This window comes from Pseudarthrobacter xylosi, from assembly GCF_055412765.1.
The window spans coordinates 328,290-346,536 of the sequence record NZ_JBVAYT010000003.1; the positions used below are offsets into that span (position 1 = coordinate 328,290).

The following is an 18,247-nucleotide window of genomic DNA, read 5'->3' on the forward strand; positions in this document are numbered from 1 at the left end:
CGGGGCCGCGGGAGCCCGCTGGCCCTGCACGGCTGAGTCAACAAAGCGGCTCCACGGGCTGCGCCTGGCCATCTCAGACGCCCACCAGGGGAAGGAGTGTTTCAAGCATCTTGGGACCCACACCGTCCACGGCGTCAAGCTCCTCGACCGACTTGAAGGGGCCGTGCTCCTTGCGCCAGTCCACGATCCGCTGCGCCAGTACCGGCCCCACCTTCGGCAGGGCGTCCAGTTCTTCGATGCTTGCTGTGTTGAGGTTGACTTTCCCTCCTGCTGATGCGGCCCCGCCCCCGGTCCCTTCCCCTGCTTCCCCGGGTGGGCCGGAGGAACCGGACGAACCGGCGGGGATTTCCTCACCGGCCTGGGGAACGAAGAGCTTTTGTCCGTCGGTCAACACGGCAGCCAGGTTGAGGCGGTTCAGATCTGCCGTGGGCGTACTGCCGCCGGCTGCGGCAACTGCCTGGTGAACCCGGCTGCCAACAGGCAGCTGCACAACCCCTGGCACGGCCACGGCACCGGCCACATGGATGATGACCGTTCCGGCCAACGAAGTTTCCGATGGCAGCTCAGGCGGAGAGGCCCCGTGGGGCTCCTGGTCCTGGGTTCCTTCCCCCGCGGGGAGGCTGGCCTGGGATGAAGTGTCGCTGAGTGGCCTGACTTCGGGCTGACCGGCGGCTACCTGTGACCAGAACCAGACGCTGCCCAGCATTGCGAGTGCGGCGATGAGCAGGGCGACCCGCAGGCCCACCCGCCATCGCAGGGCCGGTCCCGTCTTGCCTGTACCCGCCGGGGACTCATCAGCAGCCCCCAAAGCGGCGTCCTCACCGGAACCGTGAGCATCGCCGTCGTACTCAAATACCTTTTCGCCGCCGTCGGTGAGCAGAAGCCCCGGGCCGGCTCCGAGCGTGGACTGCAGCCGATCCCGGGCATGCCGGGCCCCCTGGCGTGCTGCTGCTCCAGAGTCCCGGCGTGACATGCACCCAACGCTAGGGAACCAGGGACGCCGGTGACAGTCCCGGCCGCACCTATGTGGAAACTGCTAGGTGGAAACTGCGGGCACATCCGGCTCCGGGTTCCGCACAGTTAGGCCGCTCTCCCCCACGATCACCGCGAGCACGCCCAGCCCGGCGTGGGCTGCCAGGACGGCGGGCAGCGAGCTGATCTGGGCCGGCGGACAGCTGGGCAAGGCAGCGGACAGCCGGGCTGCCAAAGCCTCTGCCTCGGCCGGATTCCCGAAGTGGTGGACGGCGAGGCGGGCCTGGCCGAGGGGGCGCGATGCGGCGTCCGCGGCGGCCAGCTCCTCGAGGCGGGCGACGGCTCTGACTGCTGACCTGACCTTTTCCAGCGGTACGATCTTGCCGTCGTCGACGGCCAGGATGGGTTTGATGGCGAACATGGTCCCCAGCAGCGACGCGGCAGCGCCGATCCGTCCGCCCCGGCGGAGCTGTTCAAGGCTGGGCACGTAGAAATAGACCTTGGTTCGCGCGAACTGCTCAGCCGCCGCGGCGGCTACGGCTGTGATGTCGCTGCCTTCGGCGGCTGCCGCTACCGCGGCCTGCACACCCATGCCCAGGGCCATGCCCACGGTGGAGGAGTCGAGGACTTCCACGGGGATTGTCACCCTGGTGGCCGCGAGCCGCGCCGCATCCGCCGTTCCGGACAGGCCGCCGGAAATGTGGATGGAGACCACGCCTTCGAAACCCAGGCGTTCGGCGGCCAGGAAGGCCTGTTCAAACTGCCCGGGCGACGGGCGGGACGTTTTGACCGAGGTGCCACTGGCGAGTGCCAGCGCAATGGTTTCGGTGATGTCGTCTTCGCCCTCGCCGTAGATTTCCGCGCCCACCATGACAGGCATCGGGATGACAGTCAGGCGGCCGTCACCGGTACACGCATGCACCCAGTCGGCCGGCAGCGCGGAGGCAGAATCGGTCACCACTGCGGTACGGACGACGACGGCGGGCGCCACCGGGACTGGCGACGGTTCCGGGCCCTGGCGCGGCGCGGGACGGAGGGAAGCCAGACGCTCCCGAAGCCAGTGCCATGCGGCGGCGTCACGGTCAGGCAAGAGCGCCTCCTGGTCTAGGGCCGGCCGCCGGTTGGGCCCGGCGGCCGGTGCCCCGGGCTAGGCCGGGACGATGTTGACCAGTTTAGGCGCTCGCACGATCACCGTGCGGATGCCGCGGCCGTCAAGCGCGCGCTGGACGTTTTCGCTGGCCAGGGCCAGTTCCCGCAGCTCGTCTTCGCCGATCCCGGGCGAGACTTCGAGGCGGTCACGGACCTTGCCCTGGACCTGGACCACCGCTGTGACAGTCTCCTGGACCAGCAGCGCTTCGTCGTGCACCGGCCAGCCGGCGTTCGCCACGGACGCCGGGTGGCCCAGGACGTTCCACATGTCTTCGGCGGTGTACGGCGCGAAGAGGCTCAGGATGACGGCAACAGCTTCCGCCGCCTCCCGGACGGAGGGATCCGCCCCGCCGGCGCCGCTGGCTGCATCGATGGTTTTGCGGGTGGCGTTGACCAGCTCCATCAGCTTGGCCACCACCACGTTGAACTTGTTGGTGTCCAACAGCGCGGCGGCGTCAGCGATTGTGCGGTGCGTGACGGAACGCAAGGCACGGTCACCGGCTGTCACGTCGGCACCCGGCTCACTGGCGACGTCCTGCGCCAGGCGCCAGGCGCGGGCCAGGAACTTTGCGGAGCCCGACGGCGAAACATCCGCCCAGTCGACGTCGTCCTCCGGCGGGGACGCGAAGATCATGGTCAGGCGCACGGCGTCCACGCCGTACTTGTCCAGCTGCTCACTGAGGTCCACGCCGTTGCCCAGCGACTTGCTCATGGCCTTGCCCCCGTTAAGGACCTGGCCCTGGTTCAGCAGCGCGCTGAACGGTTCGTCGGCGTCGATCATGCCGAGGTCGTGGATGACCTTGGTGAAGAACCGGGCGTACAGCAGGTGCAGGATGGCGTGCTCCACGCCGCCCACGTACTGGCCTACCGGCATCCACTCGTTGATCTTCGCGGGGTCGAAGGGGCCCTCGGTGTACTGCGGCGAGACGAACCGCAGGAAGTACCAGGACGAGTCCACAAACGTGTCCATGGTGTCGGTATCGCGCTTGGCCGGCCCGTGGCAGTTGGGGCAGTCAACATTGACCCAGGCCTCGGCAGCGGCCAGCGGTGACGTGCCCTTCGGGGACAGGTCCTCGCCGCGCAGGTCAGCCGGCAGCCGGACAGGCAGCTGCTCATCGGGAACCGGAACCTCGCCGCAGGCAGGGCAGTGGATGATCGGGATAGGCGTGCCCCAGAACCGCTGGCGGCTCAGCAGCCAGTCACGCAGGCGGAAGTTAACGAACTTCTCGCCGGTGCCCTGCTTTTCCAGCATGCCGATGGCGGCGGGGATGGCTTCTGCCTTCGGCAGCCCATCGAGGACGCCTGAGTTGATCAGGGTGCCCTCGCCGGAGGTGGCCTTGCCGGAAACGTCGGGGTCCTCTTCGCCGGTGTCCAGCACTGCGCGGACGGGCAGGTCGAACGTTTTGGCAAAGTCGAGGTCGCGCTGGTCGTGGGCCGGGACGGCCATGATGGCGCCCGTGCCGTAGTCAGCCAGGACGTAGTCAGCAGCCCAGACCGGCAGCTTTTCGCCGTTCAGGGGGTTGACGGCGTAGCGACCGGTGAAGACACCCGTCTTTTCACGTTCGGTGGACTGGCGTTCGATTTCGGTCAGCGCCTTGACCTGTTCGCGATAGGCGTCCAGAGCGGCGGCGTGCTCTTCGGTGACCAGTTCGACGGCGATCGGCGCGTCGGCGGCCACAACAAAGAACGTGGCACCGTACAGGGTGTCCGGGCGGGTGGTGAACACGGCGACGTCCTTGGCGGGCTTGCCGCCGTCGGCTTCGACCACAAAGTTGACGTGGGCGCCTTCGGAGCGGCCGATCCAGTTCTTCTGCATCGCCAGCACACGCTCTGGCCAGTGACCGCGCAGCTCGTCCATGTCATCGAGCAGCCGGTCAGCGTACTCGGTGATCTTGAAGTACCACTGGTTCAGGGACTTCTTGGTGACGGGGGTGCCGCAGCGTTCGCAGGCACCGTTGACCACCTGTTCATTGGCCAGGACGGTCTGGTCCTTGGGGCACCAGTTGACCGGGGAGTCCTTGCGGTATGCCAGGCCCTTCTCGTAGAAGCGCTTGAACAGCCACTGGGTCCAGCGGTAGTACTCGGGGTCCGAGGTGTGCACCCGCCGTGACCAGTCCGCGGAGATCGCGTAACGCTTGAACGACGCCGCCTGGGTGTCGATGTTGGCGTAGGTCCACTCGCTCGGGTGGGCATTGCGCTTGATGGCGGCATTTTCCGCTGGCAGGCCGAATGAGTCCCAGCCGATCGGGTGCAGGACGTCGAAGCCCTTTTGCCGCAGGTACCGGGCCACAACATCGCCCATGGCGAAGGCCTCCGCGTGGCCCATGTGCAGGTCACCTGAGGGGTACGGGAACATGTCCAGCACGTAGCGGCGCTCGCGGGAACCATCATCCACGGGGGTGAAAACCTTGAGGTCTTCCCACACCTGCGGCCACTTGGCCTCCATCGCCGCGAAGCTGTAGGCACCCTCTTCGGGTGTTTCCGCCGCCACTGCTGCTGTTCCGGTCTCTGTCTCCGGCTGAACGCTCACTGCTGCCCTCTTCTGTTCTGTTGTGGCATCGGTGCTGCCACAACGGTCTGATCCCTTCTGCTGCCGGCCCGTCAAACTTGCCCGGACACACAAAAGCCCCTCTCCATGGAGGGGCAGCCGCGCGGCATTCCGGTTGTTTCCGGACACCGGGCGGCTAGCTAAGCAGAAGGATCGCACGCATAGGACTACTTTAGCGCACCTGTCCGTTCACTTAAACGTAAGTCGCCCCGAGCGGCTCACAGTAGATGACGTTGACGGAAGCCGCACCTCGCCCGGGTGTGGTGGGCACCGCGAAGCGGGCGGGGCAGGTGCGGCTTCCGTCAACGACGGCTCAGGCTACTTCACGTCCTCGTCGACCCAATCCATGGACTTCGTCACGGCCTTCTTCCACAGGCGCAGCTGCCGGTCCTGCTCGGCCTGGTCCAGCTTCGGTTCCCACCGTTTGTCCTCGGACCAGTTGGATGAGAGTTCGCCGAGGTCCTTCCAGAAGCCGACCGCGAGGCCGGCAGCGTAGGCTGCGCCGAGGGCGGTGGTTTCCACAACCTTCGGCCGGATCACGGGAACGCCCAGGATGTCCGCTTGGAACTGCATCAGCGCGTCGTTGGCCACCATCCCGCCGTCGACCTTCAGCTCGGTGAGCGGAACGCCGGAGTCAGCGTTGACTGCATCCAGTACCTCGCGGGTCTGGAAAGCCGTGGCCTCCAGCGCCGCCCGTGCGATGTGGTTCTTGTTGACGAACCGGGTCAGGCCCACGATGGCGCCGCGGGCGTCCGAACGCCAGTACGGGGCGAAGAGCCCCGAGAAGGCCGGAACGATATAAACGCCGCCGTTGTCCTTAACGGCCGCCGCCAGCGTTTCCACTTCCGGCGCGCTGCTGATCATGCCGAGGTTGTCCCGGAGCCACTGAATCAGGGAACCGGTGACCGCGATGGAGCCTTCCAGCGCATAGTGCGTTGGGGCATCGCCGAGCTTGTACCCGACTGTGGTGAGCAGTCCGTTCTTCGAGTGGACGATCTCCTCGCCGGTGTTGAAGATCAGGAAGCAGCCGGTGCCGTACGTGTTTTTGGCTTCACCGGCCTCGAACGCCGCCTGGCCGAACGTGGCCGCCTGCTGGTCACCCAGAATGCCGGAAACCGGAACTTCGCGCAGCAGCTGGGACGTGTGCACGGTGCCGTAGACCTCCGAGGAGGACTTGATGGCCGGCATCATGCTCAGCGGCACGCCGAAGATACCCAGGATCTCCTCATCCCAACTCAGCGTTTCGAGGTCCATGAACAGCGTGCGTGAGGCATTGGTGACGTCTGTGACGTGTACGCCGCCGTCCACCCCGCCGGTCAAGTTCCAGAGGACCCAAGCGTCGGTGTTGCCAAAGACCAGATCCCCGGCTTCCGCCTTGGCCCGGGCGCCGTCGACGTTGTCCAGGATCCACTTGATCTTCGTTCCGGAGAAGTAGGTCGCCAGGGGCAGACCCACCTTCTGCTTGAACCGCTCCGGACCGCCGTCCTTCGCCAGCTCATCCACGATGTCCTGGGTCCGGGTGTCCTGCCAGACAATCGCGTTATAGACGGCCTCGCCCGTGGTCTTGTCCCAGACGACGGCGGTCTCGCGCTGATTGGTAATTCCGACGGCGGCGATATCGTGCCGGGTCAGGTTCGCCTTGGAGAGGGCGGAAGCAATCACCTCGCGGGTGTTGTTCCAGATCTCGGCGGGGTTGTGCTCTACCCAGCCCGCCTGTGGGAAGATCTGCTCGTGCTCCATCTGGCCCGAGGACACGATGTTGCCGCTGTGGTCAAAGATGATGGCGCGGGAGCTGGTGGTGCCCTGGTCGATGGCGATTACGTATTGGTTCATGGTGACGTCCTTGTCTGTATTTTGTGTGAGTTTATGAAAGCAGTTACTAGCCGGCGATGGCAGGCATGATCATGGGTACCCAGAGGGCCACCAGACCGGCAAGCGTCCCACCAACCAGCGGCCCCACGATGGGGATCCAGGAGTATGCCCAGTCACTTGAACCCTTGCCCTTGATGGGCAGGATTGCGTGTGCAATGCGCGGCCCGAGGTCACGGGCCGGGTTAATTGCGTAGCCTGTCGGTCCGCCGAGTGATACACCGATACCCACCACGAGCAGGGCGACCGCCAGCGGCCCCAGGCCCGAGGGCGTTCCGCCAAAGGTCAGGATGACGAAGACCAGGACGAAGGTGCCGATGATCTCGGTGACGAGGTTCCAGGTGGTGGACCGGATGGCCGGACCGGTGGAAAACGTCGCAAGCTTGTTGGCTGCCACGGGCTCGGCATCGTAGTGCTGCTTGTACGCGGCCCAGCAAAGGACCGCGCCCAGGAAGGCTCCGAGCAATTCGCCACCGAAGTAGGTGAACGTGGACGCGACGTCCACGGGGACGTCCGGGGCGTACTCCTTGCCGCCCTTAACCAGCAGGCCCAGCGTGACGGCGGGATTGAGGTGGGCGCCGGATTTGGCGGCAACAAAAACACCCGCGAAGACGGCGATCCCCCACCCCCAGGTCACCATCAGGAACCCGCCGCTGTTGCCTTTTGTGCCCTTCAGGGCAACGTTGGCCACGACACCGCAACCCAGCAGGGTGAGCATCGCCGTTCCGAAGACTTCGGAAAGAAAAACAATTCCAAGAGACATCATTGACTCCTCTATTTTCTATTTTGCGGTCCTTCGCGGGTTGAAGGACCGTTGAACCGGAGCGCTTTGACGCCCCGGCTGCAGCCTGGCCTGCCTAGGCCACCAGGCTGTGGATCTGCACGCCGTGGAGGCGCTCCAGCACCTCCCGGGCATGTTGGATTTCGTCTGCCCTGGCGGCCGCGTCCCAGCCGAGCGGACCGGAAAGGACATCGGCTATCTCGACGAGGAGTTCACCGGTCACCAGCCCCCGGAAGGCAAGCGACGTACGCCGGACCATGACATCGATGAGGTGCCCGATCTGCTCGTTCCGGGCCATGAACTCCAGTTCCCGGACACTGAGTTCACGGGTGGAACGGAGCAGCCTGTCCGGGCCGGCATCAAGGTAGCGGATCACGTCGTCTGCCCTCGTGCCGTAGCGCGTCAGCAGGACAGCAGAGCGGGCAGCATCCCGGCTGCTACCCGTGTGGGCCTTGATCCATTTTTGGATTCCGGCCTCATCCTCGGGGAAGCCGGCGCCGCCTCCGATGGCGAGTTTCGCCGTCGAGACCTTCCGTTCCATCCCCAGTTCGGCAAGCACGTCATTTGCCATGTGCTCGGCCAATGCCCGGAAAGTGGTCCACTTGCCGCCCACCAGGCTGAGGACGACGGCGGTTCCTGCGCCGGGTGCCCCCGCATCCGGCGTGCGCCGTTCGATGCTGTAGTCGCGCGAGACAAACCCGGGCTGGGTGGCGTCGTGGCGTGGCAGCGGGCGGACGCCGGAGAACGTGTAGACGATCTGGTCACGCTGCACGCTGATGTCCGGGAAGACGTGGCCGATCAGGTTGAAGAAGTACTCGATCTCCTCATCCGTGCACACGGCGTCCTGCGCCATGTCGGCGTTGATGTCAGTGGTTCCCACCAGGACCCTGTCGCCCATGGGGTAAATGAGGACGATCCGGCCGTCCGTGTGTTCAAAGAAGATCTCCCGGCCCTTGCAGGCCTCGAGCAGCACCGGGTGGTCGAGCACAATGTGTGATCCCTTTGTGCCGCCCATAAAGGCCGACGCCGCCCCCATGGCTTCGTTGGTCAGGTCCACCCAGGCCCCGGTGGTGTTGACGATGACATCCGCGGTGAAATCAAACAGTTCGCCCGTCAGTTCGTCGCGGAGCTGGACCGTGGTGCCGGACTGAGTGGCGGCCCCGCCGAGAGAATGAAGTGCGAGGTAGTTGCTGGCCCGCGCGGTTGAGCCATTCGGCCCGCCGCTGACTTGGCCTGCCTTTTCGCCGTCCTGGAGTACATCAAGCGTGAGCCGCTCAGGGTTGTGAACAGAGGCGTCGAAGTAGGTGGCAGCGTATTTGATGCCGGGGTGCAGCTGCGGCAGCTCGGCGAGGGCCCGCTTGCGTCCGCGGAACTGGTGGCGCGGCACGGCACCGCCGTCGCGGGAAAACGAGTCGTACATGCTCAGACCCAGTTTGATCAGGAACGCGCCGCGCTCCTTGGGCTTGCCCTGCTGCTTGTGCGTGAGGAACCGCAAGGGTGCGGACAGGACGCCGGAAAAGGTGCTGAAGATGGGGATGGTGGTCTGGAGGGGCTTCACATAGTGCGGTGCGATCCGCAGGAGGCGGTTGCGTTCCACCACGGATTCCCGGACGAGGCGGAATTCCCCGTTTTCCAGGTAACGGATGCCGCCATGAATCATGTGGGAGGACGCACCGCTGGCACCCTGGCAGTAGTCGCCACGCTCCACCAGGGCCACGTCCACTCCCTGCAGGGCGAGGTCCCGGAAAGTTCCCACGCCGTTGATGCCACCGCCGATGATCAAGACCTTGGCGTGCGGACGCTTCCGCAGACCCTGCACCGATGTGCGCGGCACCGGACTGTGGGCGGGCGTGGCTCCGCTGTGACTGAATGAATTTCTGATTCCCAAAACTGCTCCCTGGGTTTATTGGCGTGCGGGCATCCGCCGGACGCACCGTCGTTCTTCAACTATTGTTTGGAGTAATGGAAAATGGAGTCAAGCAGTATGCACAAACGTGCAGAATGGAGTCCGAATGACGCCTTCCCGGCACTCAGATGCGCTCAGGGCTGCACAGATGTATTACCTCCAGGACCTGACCATGGACGCGATCGCCCGGGAACTGCGGACGTCCCGGTCCACCGTTTCCAGGCTCCTGTCGGCCGCCAGGGACACGGGTTTGGTCCAGATCCAGATCCGCAACCCGCTCGATACCGGCCCCGAACTCGAAAGCATGATCAGGCGCGAATACAGCGTGGACGTGCACGTGGTTCCGGTGGTGGAGTCCCTGAACGAGGCGGAAACCCTGGACCGAGTGGCCATCCAGGCAGCACGAACCATCGGCCCCCTGGTGGATTCCAATGCGATCATCGGCGTCGCCTGGGGATCAACACTCAGTGCCGTCAGCAGGCACCTCACCCGCAAGATCACGCACGATACCGTGGTGGTCCAGCTGAACGGCGCCGGCAACATGCACACCACCGGCATCACCTACGCGAGTGACATCATGCGTCGCTTCGGAAGTGCATACGGCGCCCGTGTAGAGCAGTTCCCCGTTCCAGCCTTTTTTGACCATGCGGCCACCAAAACCGCCATGTGGAATGAGCGCAGCGTGCAGCGCATCCTGGACCTGCAGGCCCGGATGAGCATCGCCATCTTTGGCGTTGGATCCGTGCACGCCGACTACCCGAGCCACGTCTACGCGGGTGGCTACCTGGACGAAAGCGACCTCAAGGTGCTTGCCCATTCTGATGTTGTGGGTGACGTCGCCACGGTCTTTTTCCGGCGTGACGGATCCTCCGACGGCATCGTCCTGAACGAACGCTCCACGGGCCCGGCCCTCTCACAGCTGCGCCAGGTCCGGCGCCGGATCTGCGTAGTCTCCGGGGCATCGAAGATCAACGGCCTGCGGGGCGCCCTATCCGCCGGCCTCGCCACCGACCTGATCGTGGATGAAGCCACCGCGCGCCGCCTGGTGGGCTTTGGCGGTGTCGCCTGGCCCAATGGGTAAAGTCAATGCTATGAAAAACTCACCCCGGCTCAGCCTTAACAACGGTGTGCTGATCGACCAGTTGGGATTCGGGCTGTACAAAGTTCCGGCAGCGGAAGCCTCCGGCCTGGTGGCCACGGCCCTGGGCACCGGATACCGCCACTTTGATACGGCAGCCATGTACGGCAACGAAACCGGCGTGGCGCGCGGGCTGGGCCCCGCGATGGATTCCGAAGCCAGAAGCGGCGGCTCCGGGGAGTCCTCGCCTGGCCTGCGGCGCGAGGACGTATTTGTCACCACGAAGGTGTGGAACGATGACCAGGGGTACGACGCCGCCCTCCGCGCCTTCGATACGTCCATGGTCAACCTCGGCCTGGACTATGTGGACATGTACCTGATCCACTGGCCCTGTGCCAAGCGGGACCTGTTCACCGACACGTACCGCGCCCTCGAAACGCTGTACCGCGAAGGGAAGGTCCGGGCCATCGGTGTCTGCAACTTCCAGCCGGTGCACCTGGACCATCTGCTCGAGAGCGCCGAGGTGGTGCCCGCCGTGAACCAGATTGAACTGCACCCGTGGCTCCAGCAGGCGGAACTTAGGGAGAAGCACCACAGGTTGGGCATCCGGACCGAGGCTTGGAGCCCCCTGGGGCGCGGACACGTACTGTCGGATCCCGTGGTCCTGGCCCTGGCCGCCGAACACGGCAGGACAGCAGCCCAGATCATTCTTCGGTGGCATATCCAGCTGGGGAACATCGCCATCCCAAAGGCAAGCACCGAGGCCCGGATCCGGGAAAACCTGGACGTCTTCGGCTTTGAACTTTCAGACCGCGACATGGCAGCCTTGGTTGAGCTTGACCGCGGGCAACGCACGGGGTCCCACCCCGACAATGTCAACTAGGACCGAGGGTCATGAAAACCGCCGATCAACAGCCATCCCCCGCGACCTCCTTCTTCAGCGCCGGCCTGGCGTCCCGCACCCGTGCCGCAGACATCGTGATCAACGGCAGCGCCGTGGCGTACTGGACGTACGAACCCCTCCAGCCCTCACCTGATACCCGCACCGTCCTGGTCATCCACGGCTTCCGTGGCGATCACCACGGCCTTCTCCGGGTGGCTGACCAGTTGCCGGAAATGCGCATCATCATGCCGGACCTGCCAGGGTTCGGCAGCTCCGCCGCGTTCGCCTCCGGCAAACATTCGGTGGAGCAGTACGGCACCTTTGTGACGGACTTCATGGCGGCGCTGGGCCTTGGTCCGGACACCGTGCTCCTGGGGCACTCCTTCGGCTCGATCGTGGCGGCCCATTTTGTGGCAACCCACCCGGGTGCCATCACACCGCTGATCCTGATTAATCCCATCGCCGCGCCCGCGCTGGAGGGCCCCAAGGGGATCATGACCAAGCTGGCCGTCCTCTACTACCGGCTGGCGGCCCGGCTCCCCCGCCCGCTGGGCCTGGCACTGTTGCGCAGTCCGCTGATTGTCAGGGTCATGAGCGAGGCCATGGCCAAGACGTCTGACAAAGAGCTGCGCCGCTTCATCCACGGCCAGCACCATGCCTACTTCAGTGCGTTCGCGAACCGGGAGAGCCTCCTCCAATCGTTCACAGCCTCGGTCAGCGGCCATGTGGCCGAAGTTGCCGGGAAGCTGGAACTGCCGGTGCTCCTGGTCGCCGGTGAAAAAGACGAGATTGCCACCCTGCCCGACCAGCACCGCCTCGCCGCGCTCCTCCCCGACGGTGTCCTCAAAGTCATTCCCGGCGTCGGCCACCTGATCCATTACGAAACGCCGGGCCCGGCCGCCGGTTTCATCCGCAGCTTCCTTAAGGACCACCCCGCGTGAAGATTGTCATCGATGCACGGTTCACCCGGACCGACCACCACGACGGCATCAGCCGTTACGGGGCGAGCCTCATCGCGGCCACCGCGAAGGTGGCCGACGTTTCCATGCTCATCAGCGACATGCGCCAGCTGGCGCTTCTCCCGGATGTTCCGTACACGCTGATCAACAGTCCGCTGTCCCCGCTGGAACTGTTCGTGGCCCGCAGGATCAACCCTTTGGGGGCCGACGTTGTGGTGTGCCCTATGCAGACCATGGGCAGCTGGGGGCGCAAGTACGGCCTGGTCCTGACCCTGCATGACCTCATTTACTACGAGCACCCCGCTCCCCCGGGATTCCTGCCGGCACCGGTCCGTGTCCTGTGGCGCCTGTACCATAAGGCGTTCTGGCCGCAGCGCGTCCTCCTCAACCGGGCGGACACCGTGGCCACGATCAGCCGGACCACTGAAGCGCTGATGGCCAAGTACCGGCTCACCCGGAGGCCGGTGCGGATCATCAGCAACGCCCCGCAGCCCGCGCAGGACCCGCGCGATCCTGCTGCCGGCGCAGAGCATTCGCTCGTGTACATGGGTTCGTTTATGCCCTACAAAAACGTTGAAACGATGGTGGCCGGAATGTCTGAGCTGCCCGATTTCACCCTTCACCTGCTGAGCAGAATCACCGCGGAACGCCGGGCCGAGCTGGAGATCATGGTTCCACCCGGCGCCAAGGTGGTCTTCCACAACGGGGTCACCGACGACGAATACGCGCTCCTGCTCAAGCGCGCCACCGCACTGGTGAGCCTCTCCCGCGCCGAAGGATACGGTCTCCCGCTGGTGGAGGCCATGGCCCTCGGCACCCCGGTCATCGCCAGCGACATCCCGATTTTCCGGGAAGTGGGCGGTGACGCGGCAACCTACGTTGATCCAGCGTCCCCGGCAGAGTTTGCCGCGGCAGTGCAGAAACTACGCGACGACGCCCACTGGCAGCAGGTGTCCCGCCGTTCCGTTGTTCGTGCCCAGGAGTTCAGCTGGGACGAATCCGCGCAGCAGCTGGTGGACGTGGCCCACGACATCATGGCGCGCCGCGGCCGCTGACGCCGCCAGTCCGCTAAAGGACGTCCACGCCGTCCAGCCTGACCTGCACCGGTTCCATGCTCCTCTTGGCGGCGGCCGCAGCCTTTGTTGCACGCAGCACTCGGGTGACCGTGGCTGCCTGCCCGTACGCAAAGAACAGCAGGGTCCGAGTGTCCTCCCCAGCCCCCGCGGCACGCTCCGCTCCACCGGTGGCGGGCCCGGTCAGCACCAGCGGGGCCGGACCTGCGGTCCGCAGCGCCACGCCAGCGGTGGCCAGTTCCTTCTCCACGGTCCCGGAAAAATGTACGACGGCGGCCCGGGGGCCGGTAATCGAGGCAATCCTGACCGCCGGCGGCAGCTGGAGTTCCATCCGGAGTTCGAGCTCGCGACGGGCGTACCCGGCCGGGTCCCACCGCAGCAACGCGCCAACAGCCACGCTTTCCGTTGCGGTGATGACCACCAGCCCGCCGTCGGATGCCGGACGCACCAGGGCTGCGGCGTTGAACCAGCGGCGCACCGTGTCCTCCCCAGCACGGAGGTTCTCCCGGCGCAGCAGGGAGTCACCGTCGAGGAGCAGCGCCGCAGCGTAACCACCCTCCGCTACGGGCTCAGCCCCGACGGTGGCCACCACCAGGGCTTTGGCGCTGCCAACTCCAGCTTTGATGTTTCCACCCGAGGACGTAATAACGGGTTTTCCGGGAAATGCCCGGCCCAGCTCTTCAGCTGTCCGCAGCACTCCGGTGGCGCCCTTGCGGAGCTTGTGCCCCGTGCAGTGGGCACACAGCCACTCCGGCGCCGGCGTGGAGCACCAGCGGCACTGCGGGATTGCAGAGCTGCCGCTGGAACCAGCCAGGGCCAGAGGACCCTGGCAGGCCTGGCACCGGGCAGGTTCCCGGCAGGTCTCACAGACGAGCGACGGCGCATAGCCGGCGCGGGCCACCTGTACCAGGACGGGGCCACGTTCCAGCCCGTCCTTGGCAGCTCGCCACGCAGCACCCGGAAGCCGCGCAACCAGGGCCAGGGGGTCGCGTTCCTGTTCGAAGCTGTCCGCTGTGTTCAGCACCCGGGGCACGGTCCGCCGTGCGAAAGCCCGATCGGCCTCGACAGGCATGGCCCAGCCGGCCTCCACCAACCGCTGGAGTTCCGTGCTCCTGGAGTGACCTGCCATCAGGCAGGCGGTGGCTTCCTGGTCAGCGCGCAGCAACAGCACATCACGGGCATGGGCGTAGGGGGCACGCTGTTCGATGTGAAGGTCATCGCCGTCGTCCCAGCAGGCAACAAGGCCAAGATCCCGAACCGGGGCAAATGCTGCAGACCGCGTGCCGATGGCTACGCGCGCGGACCCGGCCAGGAGGCGCAGGAAGTTCCGGTAGCGGGGGGTGGGCCCGTCATCGGCCGTCAGCCGGGCGATATCGTCGGCGGGCAGTACCTCCAGCAGCGCCTTTTCCAGCAGGTCCAGGTCCCGGTAATCCGGCACTACCACCACGGCGCCGCGGCCGGAGGCACGGACTGCTGCCACGGCGGTGGCCAGCAGGTGCGGCCATGCTGCCGGACCGAATCCCTGGAGAGGGTTGAAGACGGCCCGGGGAGATCCGCCGTCCCGCAGGTGGCGGACAAATGCCGGGCCGTTGCGGTATCCGGCCCAGTCGGTCTCCGTCCCGGCAAGGGCGTCCGGGCCAGCAAGGGCCGCGACGTCGGCATCAGCTAGTGGACCCGGGGCCGCTGGCTCTTCTGAGGAGGCGGCGAGGAAATCCTTTTCGACCCTCGCCATGCGCGGAGGCACCGCAACGCGCAGGACGTCACTCGCGGTGCCCGCGTACCTGGCCGCAACAGCGGACACCAGATCCCGGACAGCCGGCGTCAGGACAACGACCGGAGAGACGACCTTCTGGAGGGGAACCAGGGTGTGACCGGCGTCGGACTCTTCCGTCCGTTCAATGATGAAGCCGGACAGGTCCTGGCCGTTGAAGCTGACCTTGACCCGGACGCCGGCCTGTGCGGCCTCGTCCAGCTCGGCTGGCACGCTGTAGTCGAAGGGCCGGTCCAGATGCGGCAGCGGCGTCTCCACAAGGACCCTGGCCACCGGAAGATGCGCGGCCAGCGGAGGTCCGGACGGCCTGGCCTTCGCCGGGAAGCCCTGCAGCAGCGACAACTGGACCGCACCGGGAGGGACAGACTCATCAGAGGCCATGGCAGGCTGGCCTACGCGTTGAAGAAGGCCTTCAGGTCCTCCACCCGGTCCAGGCGCTCCCAGGTGAAATCGGGATCGTCGCGGCCGAAGTGACCGTGTGCAGCGGTCTTCGCGTAAATGGGCCGCTTGAGATCCAGGGCATCAATGATGGCACGGGGGCGGAGGTCGAAGATCTCCGCGATGGCGGCGCTGATCCGGGCCGGGTCCACTGTTTCGGTGCCGAACGTTTCCACGTACGTGCCTACGGGGCGGGCCTGTCCGATGGCGTAGGCAATCTGGATCTCGGCACGCTTTGCCAGTCCGGCCGCCACAACGTTCTTCGCAACCCAGCGCATCGCGTAGGCAGCGGAACGGTCCACCTTGGACGGGTCCTTGCCCGAGAAGGCGCCGCCGCCGTGGCGGGCCATGCCGCCGTAGGTGTCCACAATGATCTTGCGTCCGGTCAGGCCGGCGTCACCGACGGGCCCGCCGATGACGAACTCGCCGGCCGGGTTCAGGATGTTGGCAGCCCGGGAAATGTCCAGGTTGGCTGCAGCCAACACGGGCTCAATCACGAAGGAGGCGAGGTCCGCGCGCAGGCGGTCCAGGCTGGTCCCTTCGGCGTGCTGGCTGGAGATGACGACGGTTTCCACGGAAACCGGGACGTCCTTGTCGTAGCCGATGGTGACCTGGGTCTTGCCGTCGGGGCGGAGGTAGGAGAGCTCGCCGGACTTTCGCACCTGGGTGAGGCGTTCGGACAGGCGGTGCGCGATCCAGATCGGGACCGGCATGTATGAGGGGGTCTCGTCGCTGGCATAGCCGAACATGAGGCCTTGGTCGCCGGCGCCCTGGAGGTCGTAGTCGTCCTCCTGGCGGCCTTCGCGTGCCTCGAGGGAATTGAAGACACCGCCGGCGATGTCGTTGGACTGCTGACCGATGGAGACGGACACACCGCAGCGGGCGCCGTCAAAGCCATTGGCCGAGGAGTCGTAGCCGATGCCCAGGATGGTCTCCCGGACGATCTGCGGGATTTCGACGTAGGCGTCTGTAGTGACCTCACCGGCAACATGGACCAAACCGGTAGTGGCCATGGTCTCCACCGCGACGCGGGACTCGGGATCGGCGGCGAGCAGTGCATCCAGGATGGCGTCACTGATCTGGTCGCAGATCTTGTCCGGGTGCCCTTCAGTGACCGACTCCGACGTGAAGAGCCGGAGGGCGGAGGGCGTAGCCCCGTGCGTGAGGGGAATGTGCAGCGGTAAAGTCACTCAACTACCTTACTGGTTGGGAATCGGACCTTCGGCGGCATGTGTCCCTGTGCTAAGGAAACAGTGCGTGCCTTTCGGTCAGGCGCGTGGCAAAACGTGGTTCAGCTCATAGCCGGCCCGCGTGATGACGGCCACCGAAACCTCTGTTTTGGATCCGGCGGCCAGTTGTGGTTCGGCGCCGGAGCGGGCAAGGATGACTACCGAGTTGCTGTCCTGGCCAAAAACCTTGTCCGCTCCCACCTGATTGACCACCAGGAGATCGCAGCCCTTGCGCCTGAGCTTTGCCTCCGCGTAGGAGAGGACATCGCCCTGGCCGTCACCGGTTTCGGCCGCGAAGCCGACAATCAGCTGGCTACGGCGGGTGGCCTGGTGTTCGGGAGCATGGTCACGGAGTTCGACCAGTTCCTGGAGGATGTCCGGATTCCGGACCAGGGAAATGACGGGGTCAGCGGTGTCATCACGTTTTTTGATCTTGGTGCCGGAGATCTCCGCGGGGCGGAAGTCCGCCACGGCCGCCGCCATAATCACGACGTCGGAATCCACCGCCGCTGCCAGCATCGCCTCCCGCAATTCCAAGGCAGTCTCAACCGTGACGACGTCGACTCCGGCCGGCGCCGGGACCTCCATATGCGCGGCTACCAGCCGAACCGTGGCTCCGGCATTGCGGGCAGCAACGGCCAGCGCCACACCCTGCTTTCCGGAGGACCGGTTGCCCAGGAAACGGACAGGGTCCAGCGGTTCCCGGGTTCCCCCTGCGCTGACGGTGACAGTCCGACCGGCCAGAGGAAGCTGGTAATCGGACTGACCCTGGGCAAGAGCCATAGCGGCGTCGAAGATGGCTTCGGGCTCAGGCAGGCGGCCGGGACCGGAGTCCGTGCCGGTGAGCCGGCCGCTGGCCGGCTCCAGGACCGCCACTCCCCTGCTTCGCAGCGTTTCAACGTTGGCGCGGGTGGCGGCGTGCTGCCACATTTCTGTGTGCATGGCCGGGGCGAAAAGCACCGGCCCACTGGCCATCAGCAGCGTGTTGGTAAGGAGATCGTTGGCCTGACCGGTGGCAGCGCGCGCCAGCAGATCCGCCGTCGCCGGTGCCACCACAATGAGGTCGGCCTCATGGCCGAGCCTGACGTGGTTGACCTGGTGCACGTCGTCAAAGACGCTGTTACTGACCGGGTTCCCGGACAGGGCCTCCCACGTGGCGACACCCACAAAGCGGGTGGCTGCCTCTGTGGGAATCACGGTGACATTGTGGCCGGCTTCAGTAAAAAGCCGGAGGAGCGAAGCGACCTTGTAGGCCGCAATCCCTCCCCCGACTCCGAGGACTATGCGCACGTGACCTCCGTCAACAGGGCAGTCTGAACTTACTCTGCGGCTTCGATCGGCGTGGAAACGAGCTTACCTTCGTTGATTTCGCGCAGGGCGATGGACAGCGACTTCTCGTTCAGCTTGGTGTCGACAAGGGGGCCGACGTACTCGAACAGGCCCTCGTGCAGCTGGGCGTAGTAAGCGTTGATCTGACGTGCACGCTTGGCACCGAAGATCACCAGGCCGTACTTGGAATCAGCTGCCTCAAGCAGTGAGTCGATCGGCGGGTTGATGATGCCTTCAAGGTTCGTGGACACGAATTCTCCAA

General features: G+C 65.6%; 14 protein-coding genes. 4 read left to right on the forward strand and 10 right to left on the reverse strand.

Features of this window, described 5'->3' with window-relative positions; translation table 11 throughout:
- Positions 1-73: 73 nt before the first annotated feature.
- The 6 genes from ACZY1F_RS09070 to ACZY1F_RS09095 all read right to left on the reverse strand — a co-directional run bounded on the left by ACZY1F_RS09070 (position 74) and on the right by ACZY1F_RS09095 (position 9,153).
- Positions 74-973, reverse strand: coding sequence for a ComEA family DNA-binding protein (locus ACZY1F_RS09070; RefSeq protein ID WP_463941402.1), 900 nt, complete (start codon positions 971-973; stop codon positions 74-76).
- 63 nt (positions 974-1,036) lie between these two features.
- Positions 1,037-2,062, reverse strand: coding sequence for a DegV family protein (locus ACZY1F_RS09075; protein ID WP_463941403.1), 1,026 nt, complete (start codon positions 2,060-2,062; stop codon positions 1,037-1,039).
- A 57-nt stretch (positions 2,063-2,119) separates the two neighbouring features.
- The gene (leuS, locus tag ACZY1F_RS09080; protein ID WP_463941404.1) at positions 2,120-4,651 is read right to left on the reverse strand and encodes a leucine--tRNA ligase; all 2,532 of its coding nucleotides are present in this window, start codon (positions 4,649-4,651) and stop codon (positions 2,120-2,122) included.
- Between the two features lie 336 nt (positions 4,652-4,987).
- On the reverse strand, positions 4,988-6,502 hold the full coding sequence (gene glpK / locus ACZY1F_RS09085; protein ID WP_463941405.1) for a glycerol kinase GlpK: 1,515 nt from the start codon (positions 6,500-6,502) through the stop codon (positions 4,988-4,990).
- 46 nt (positions 6,503-6,548) lie between these two features.
- A complete protein-coding gene (locus ACZY1F_RS09090) occupies positions 6,549-7,301 on the reverse strand; it encodes an MIP/aquaporin family protein (RefSeq protein WP_463941406.1) in 753 nt (250 codons plus the stop codon).
- Between the two features lie 94 nt (positions 7,302-7,395).
- Positions 7,396-9,153 (reverse strand): glycerol-3-phosphate dehydrogenase/oxidase, encoded by a 1,758-nt coding sequence (locus tag ACZY1F_RS09095; protein WP_463941407.1) that lies wholly within the window; start codon positions 9,151-9,153, stop codon positions 7,396-7,398.
- 178 nt (positions 9,154-9,331) lie between these two features.
- On the opposite strand from ACZY1F_RS09095, the gene ACZY1F_RS09100 reads away from it, so the two are divergent.
- The 4 genes from ACZY1F_RS09100 to ACZY1F_RS09115 are packed head-to-tail and all read left to right on the forward strand — an operon-like array spanning position 9,332 to position 13,200.
- Positions 9,332-10,306 (forward strand): sugar-binding transcriptional regulator, encoded by a 975-nt coding sequence (locus tag ACZY1F_RS09100; protein ID WP_160671132.1) that lies wholly within the window; start codon positions 9,332-9,334, stop codon positions 10,304-10,306.
- Positions 10,307-10,316: 10 nt separating this feature from the next.
- Positions 10,317-11,186: an aldo/keto reductase gene (locus ACZY1F_RS09105; protein ID WP_463941408.1), complete on the forward strand. Its 870-nt coding sequence runs from the start codon at positions 10,317-10,319 to the stop codon at positions 11,184-11,186.
- Between the two features lie 11 nt (positions 11,187-11,197).
- Positions 11,198-12,127 (forward strand): alpha/beta fold hydrolase, encoded by a 930-nt coding sequence (locus ACZY1F_RS09110; RefSeq protein ID WP_463941409.1) that lies wholly within the window; start codon positions 11,198-11,200, stop codon positions 12,125-12,127.
- A complete protein-coding gene (locus tag ACZY1F_RS09115) occupies positions 12,124-13,200 on the forward strand; it encodes a glycosyltransferase family 4 protein (RefSeq protein WP_463941410.1) in 1,077 nt (358 codons plus the stop codon). The genes ACZY1F_RS09110 and ACZY1F_RS09115 overlap by 4 nt, the downstream gene beginning before the upstream one ends.
- 13 nt (positions 13,201-13,213) lie before the next feature.
- Here the strand turns inward: ACZY1F_RS09115 and ACZY1F_RS09120 are convergent, their stop codons facing one another.
- The 4 genes from ACZY1F_RS09120 to rpoZ all read right to left on the reverse strand — a co-directional run bounded on the left by ACZY1F_RS09120 (position 13,214) and on the right by rpoZ (position 18,236).
- Entirely contained in the window at positions 13,214-15,370 is a 2,157-nt protein-coding gene (locus ACZY1F_RS09120) for a primosomal protein N' (protein ID WP_463941411.1), read from the reverse strand.
- An 11-nt stretch (positions 15,371-15,381) separates the two neighbouring features.
- Positions 15,382-16,617: a methionine adenosyltransferase gene (metK, locus tag ACZY1F_RS09125; protein ID WP_463914557.1), complete on the reverse strand. Its 1,236-nt coding sequence runs from the start codon at positions 16,615-16,617 to the stop codon at positions 15,382-15,384.
- Positions 16,618-16,695: 78 nt separating this feature from the next.
- A complete protein-coding gene (gene coaBC / locus ACZY1F_RS09130) occupies positions 16,696-17,946 on the reverse strand; it encodes a bifunctional phosphopantothenoylcysteine decarboxylase/phosphopantothenate--cysteine ligase CoaBC (RefSeq protein WP_463941412.1) in 1,251 nt (416 codons plus the stop codon).
- Positions 17,947-17,975: 29 nt separating this feature from the next.
- Complete coding sequence (gene rpoZ / locus ACZY1F_RS09135; RefSeq protein ID WP_003800778.1) at positions 17,976-18,236, reverse strand: DNA-directed RNA polymerase subunit omega; 261 nt, start codon at positions 18,234-18,236, stop codon at positions 17,976-17,978.
- Between the last annotated feature and the right edge of the window lie 11 nt (positions 18,237-18,247).

Excerpts from the sequence above, each read along its gene's own strand:
- ACZY1F_RS09070 (WP_463941402.1), bottom strand. The coding sequence starts at position 973 with ATGTCACGCCGGGACTCTGGAGCAGCAGCACGCCAGGGGGCCCGGCAT.
- glpK (WP_463941405.1), bottom strand. The coding sequence starts at position 6,502 with ATGAACCAATACGTAATCGCCATCGACCAGGGCACCACCAGCTCCCGC.
- ACZY1F_RS09090 (WP_463941406.1), bottom strand. The coding sequence starts at position 7,301 with ATGTCTCTTGGAATTGTTTTTCTTTCCGAAGTCTTCGGAACGGCGATG.
- ACZY1F_RS09100 (WP_160671132.1), top strand. The coding sequence starts at position 9,332 with ATGACGCCTTCCCGGCACTCAGATGCGCTCAGGGCTGCACAGATGTAT.
- ACZY1F_RS09105 (WP_463941408.1), top strand. The coding sequence starts at position 10,317 with ATGAAAAACTCACCCCGGCTCAGCCTTAACAACGGTGTGCTGATCGAC.
- ACZY1F_RS09110 (WP_463941409.1), top strand. The coding sequence starts at position 11,198 with ATGAAAACCGCCGATCAACAGCCATCCCCCGCGACCTCCTTCTTCAGC.
- ACZY1F_RS09120 (WP_463941411.1), bottom strand. The coding sequence starts at position 15,370 with ATGGCCTCTGATGAGTCTGTCCCTCCCGGTGCGGTCCAGTTGTCGCTG.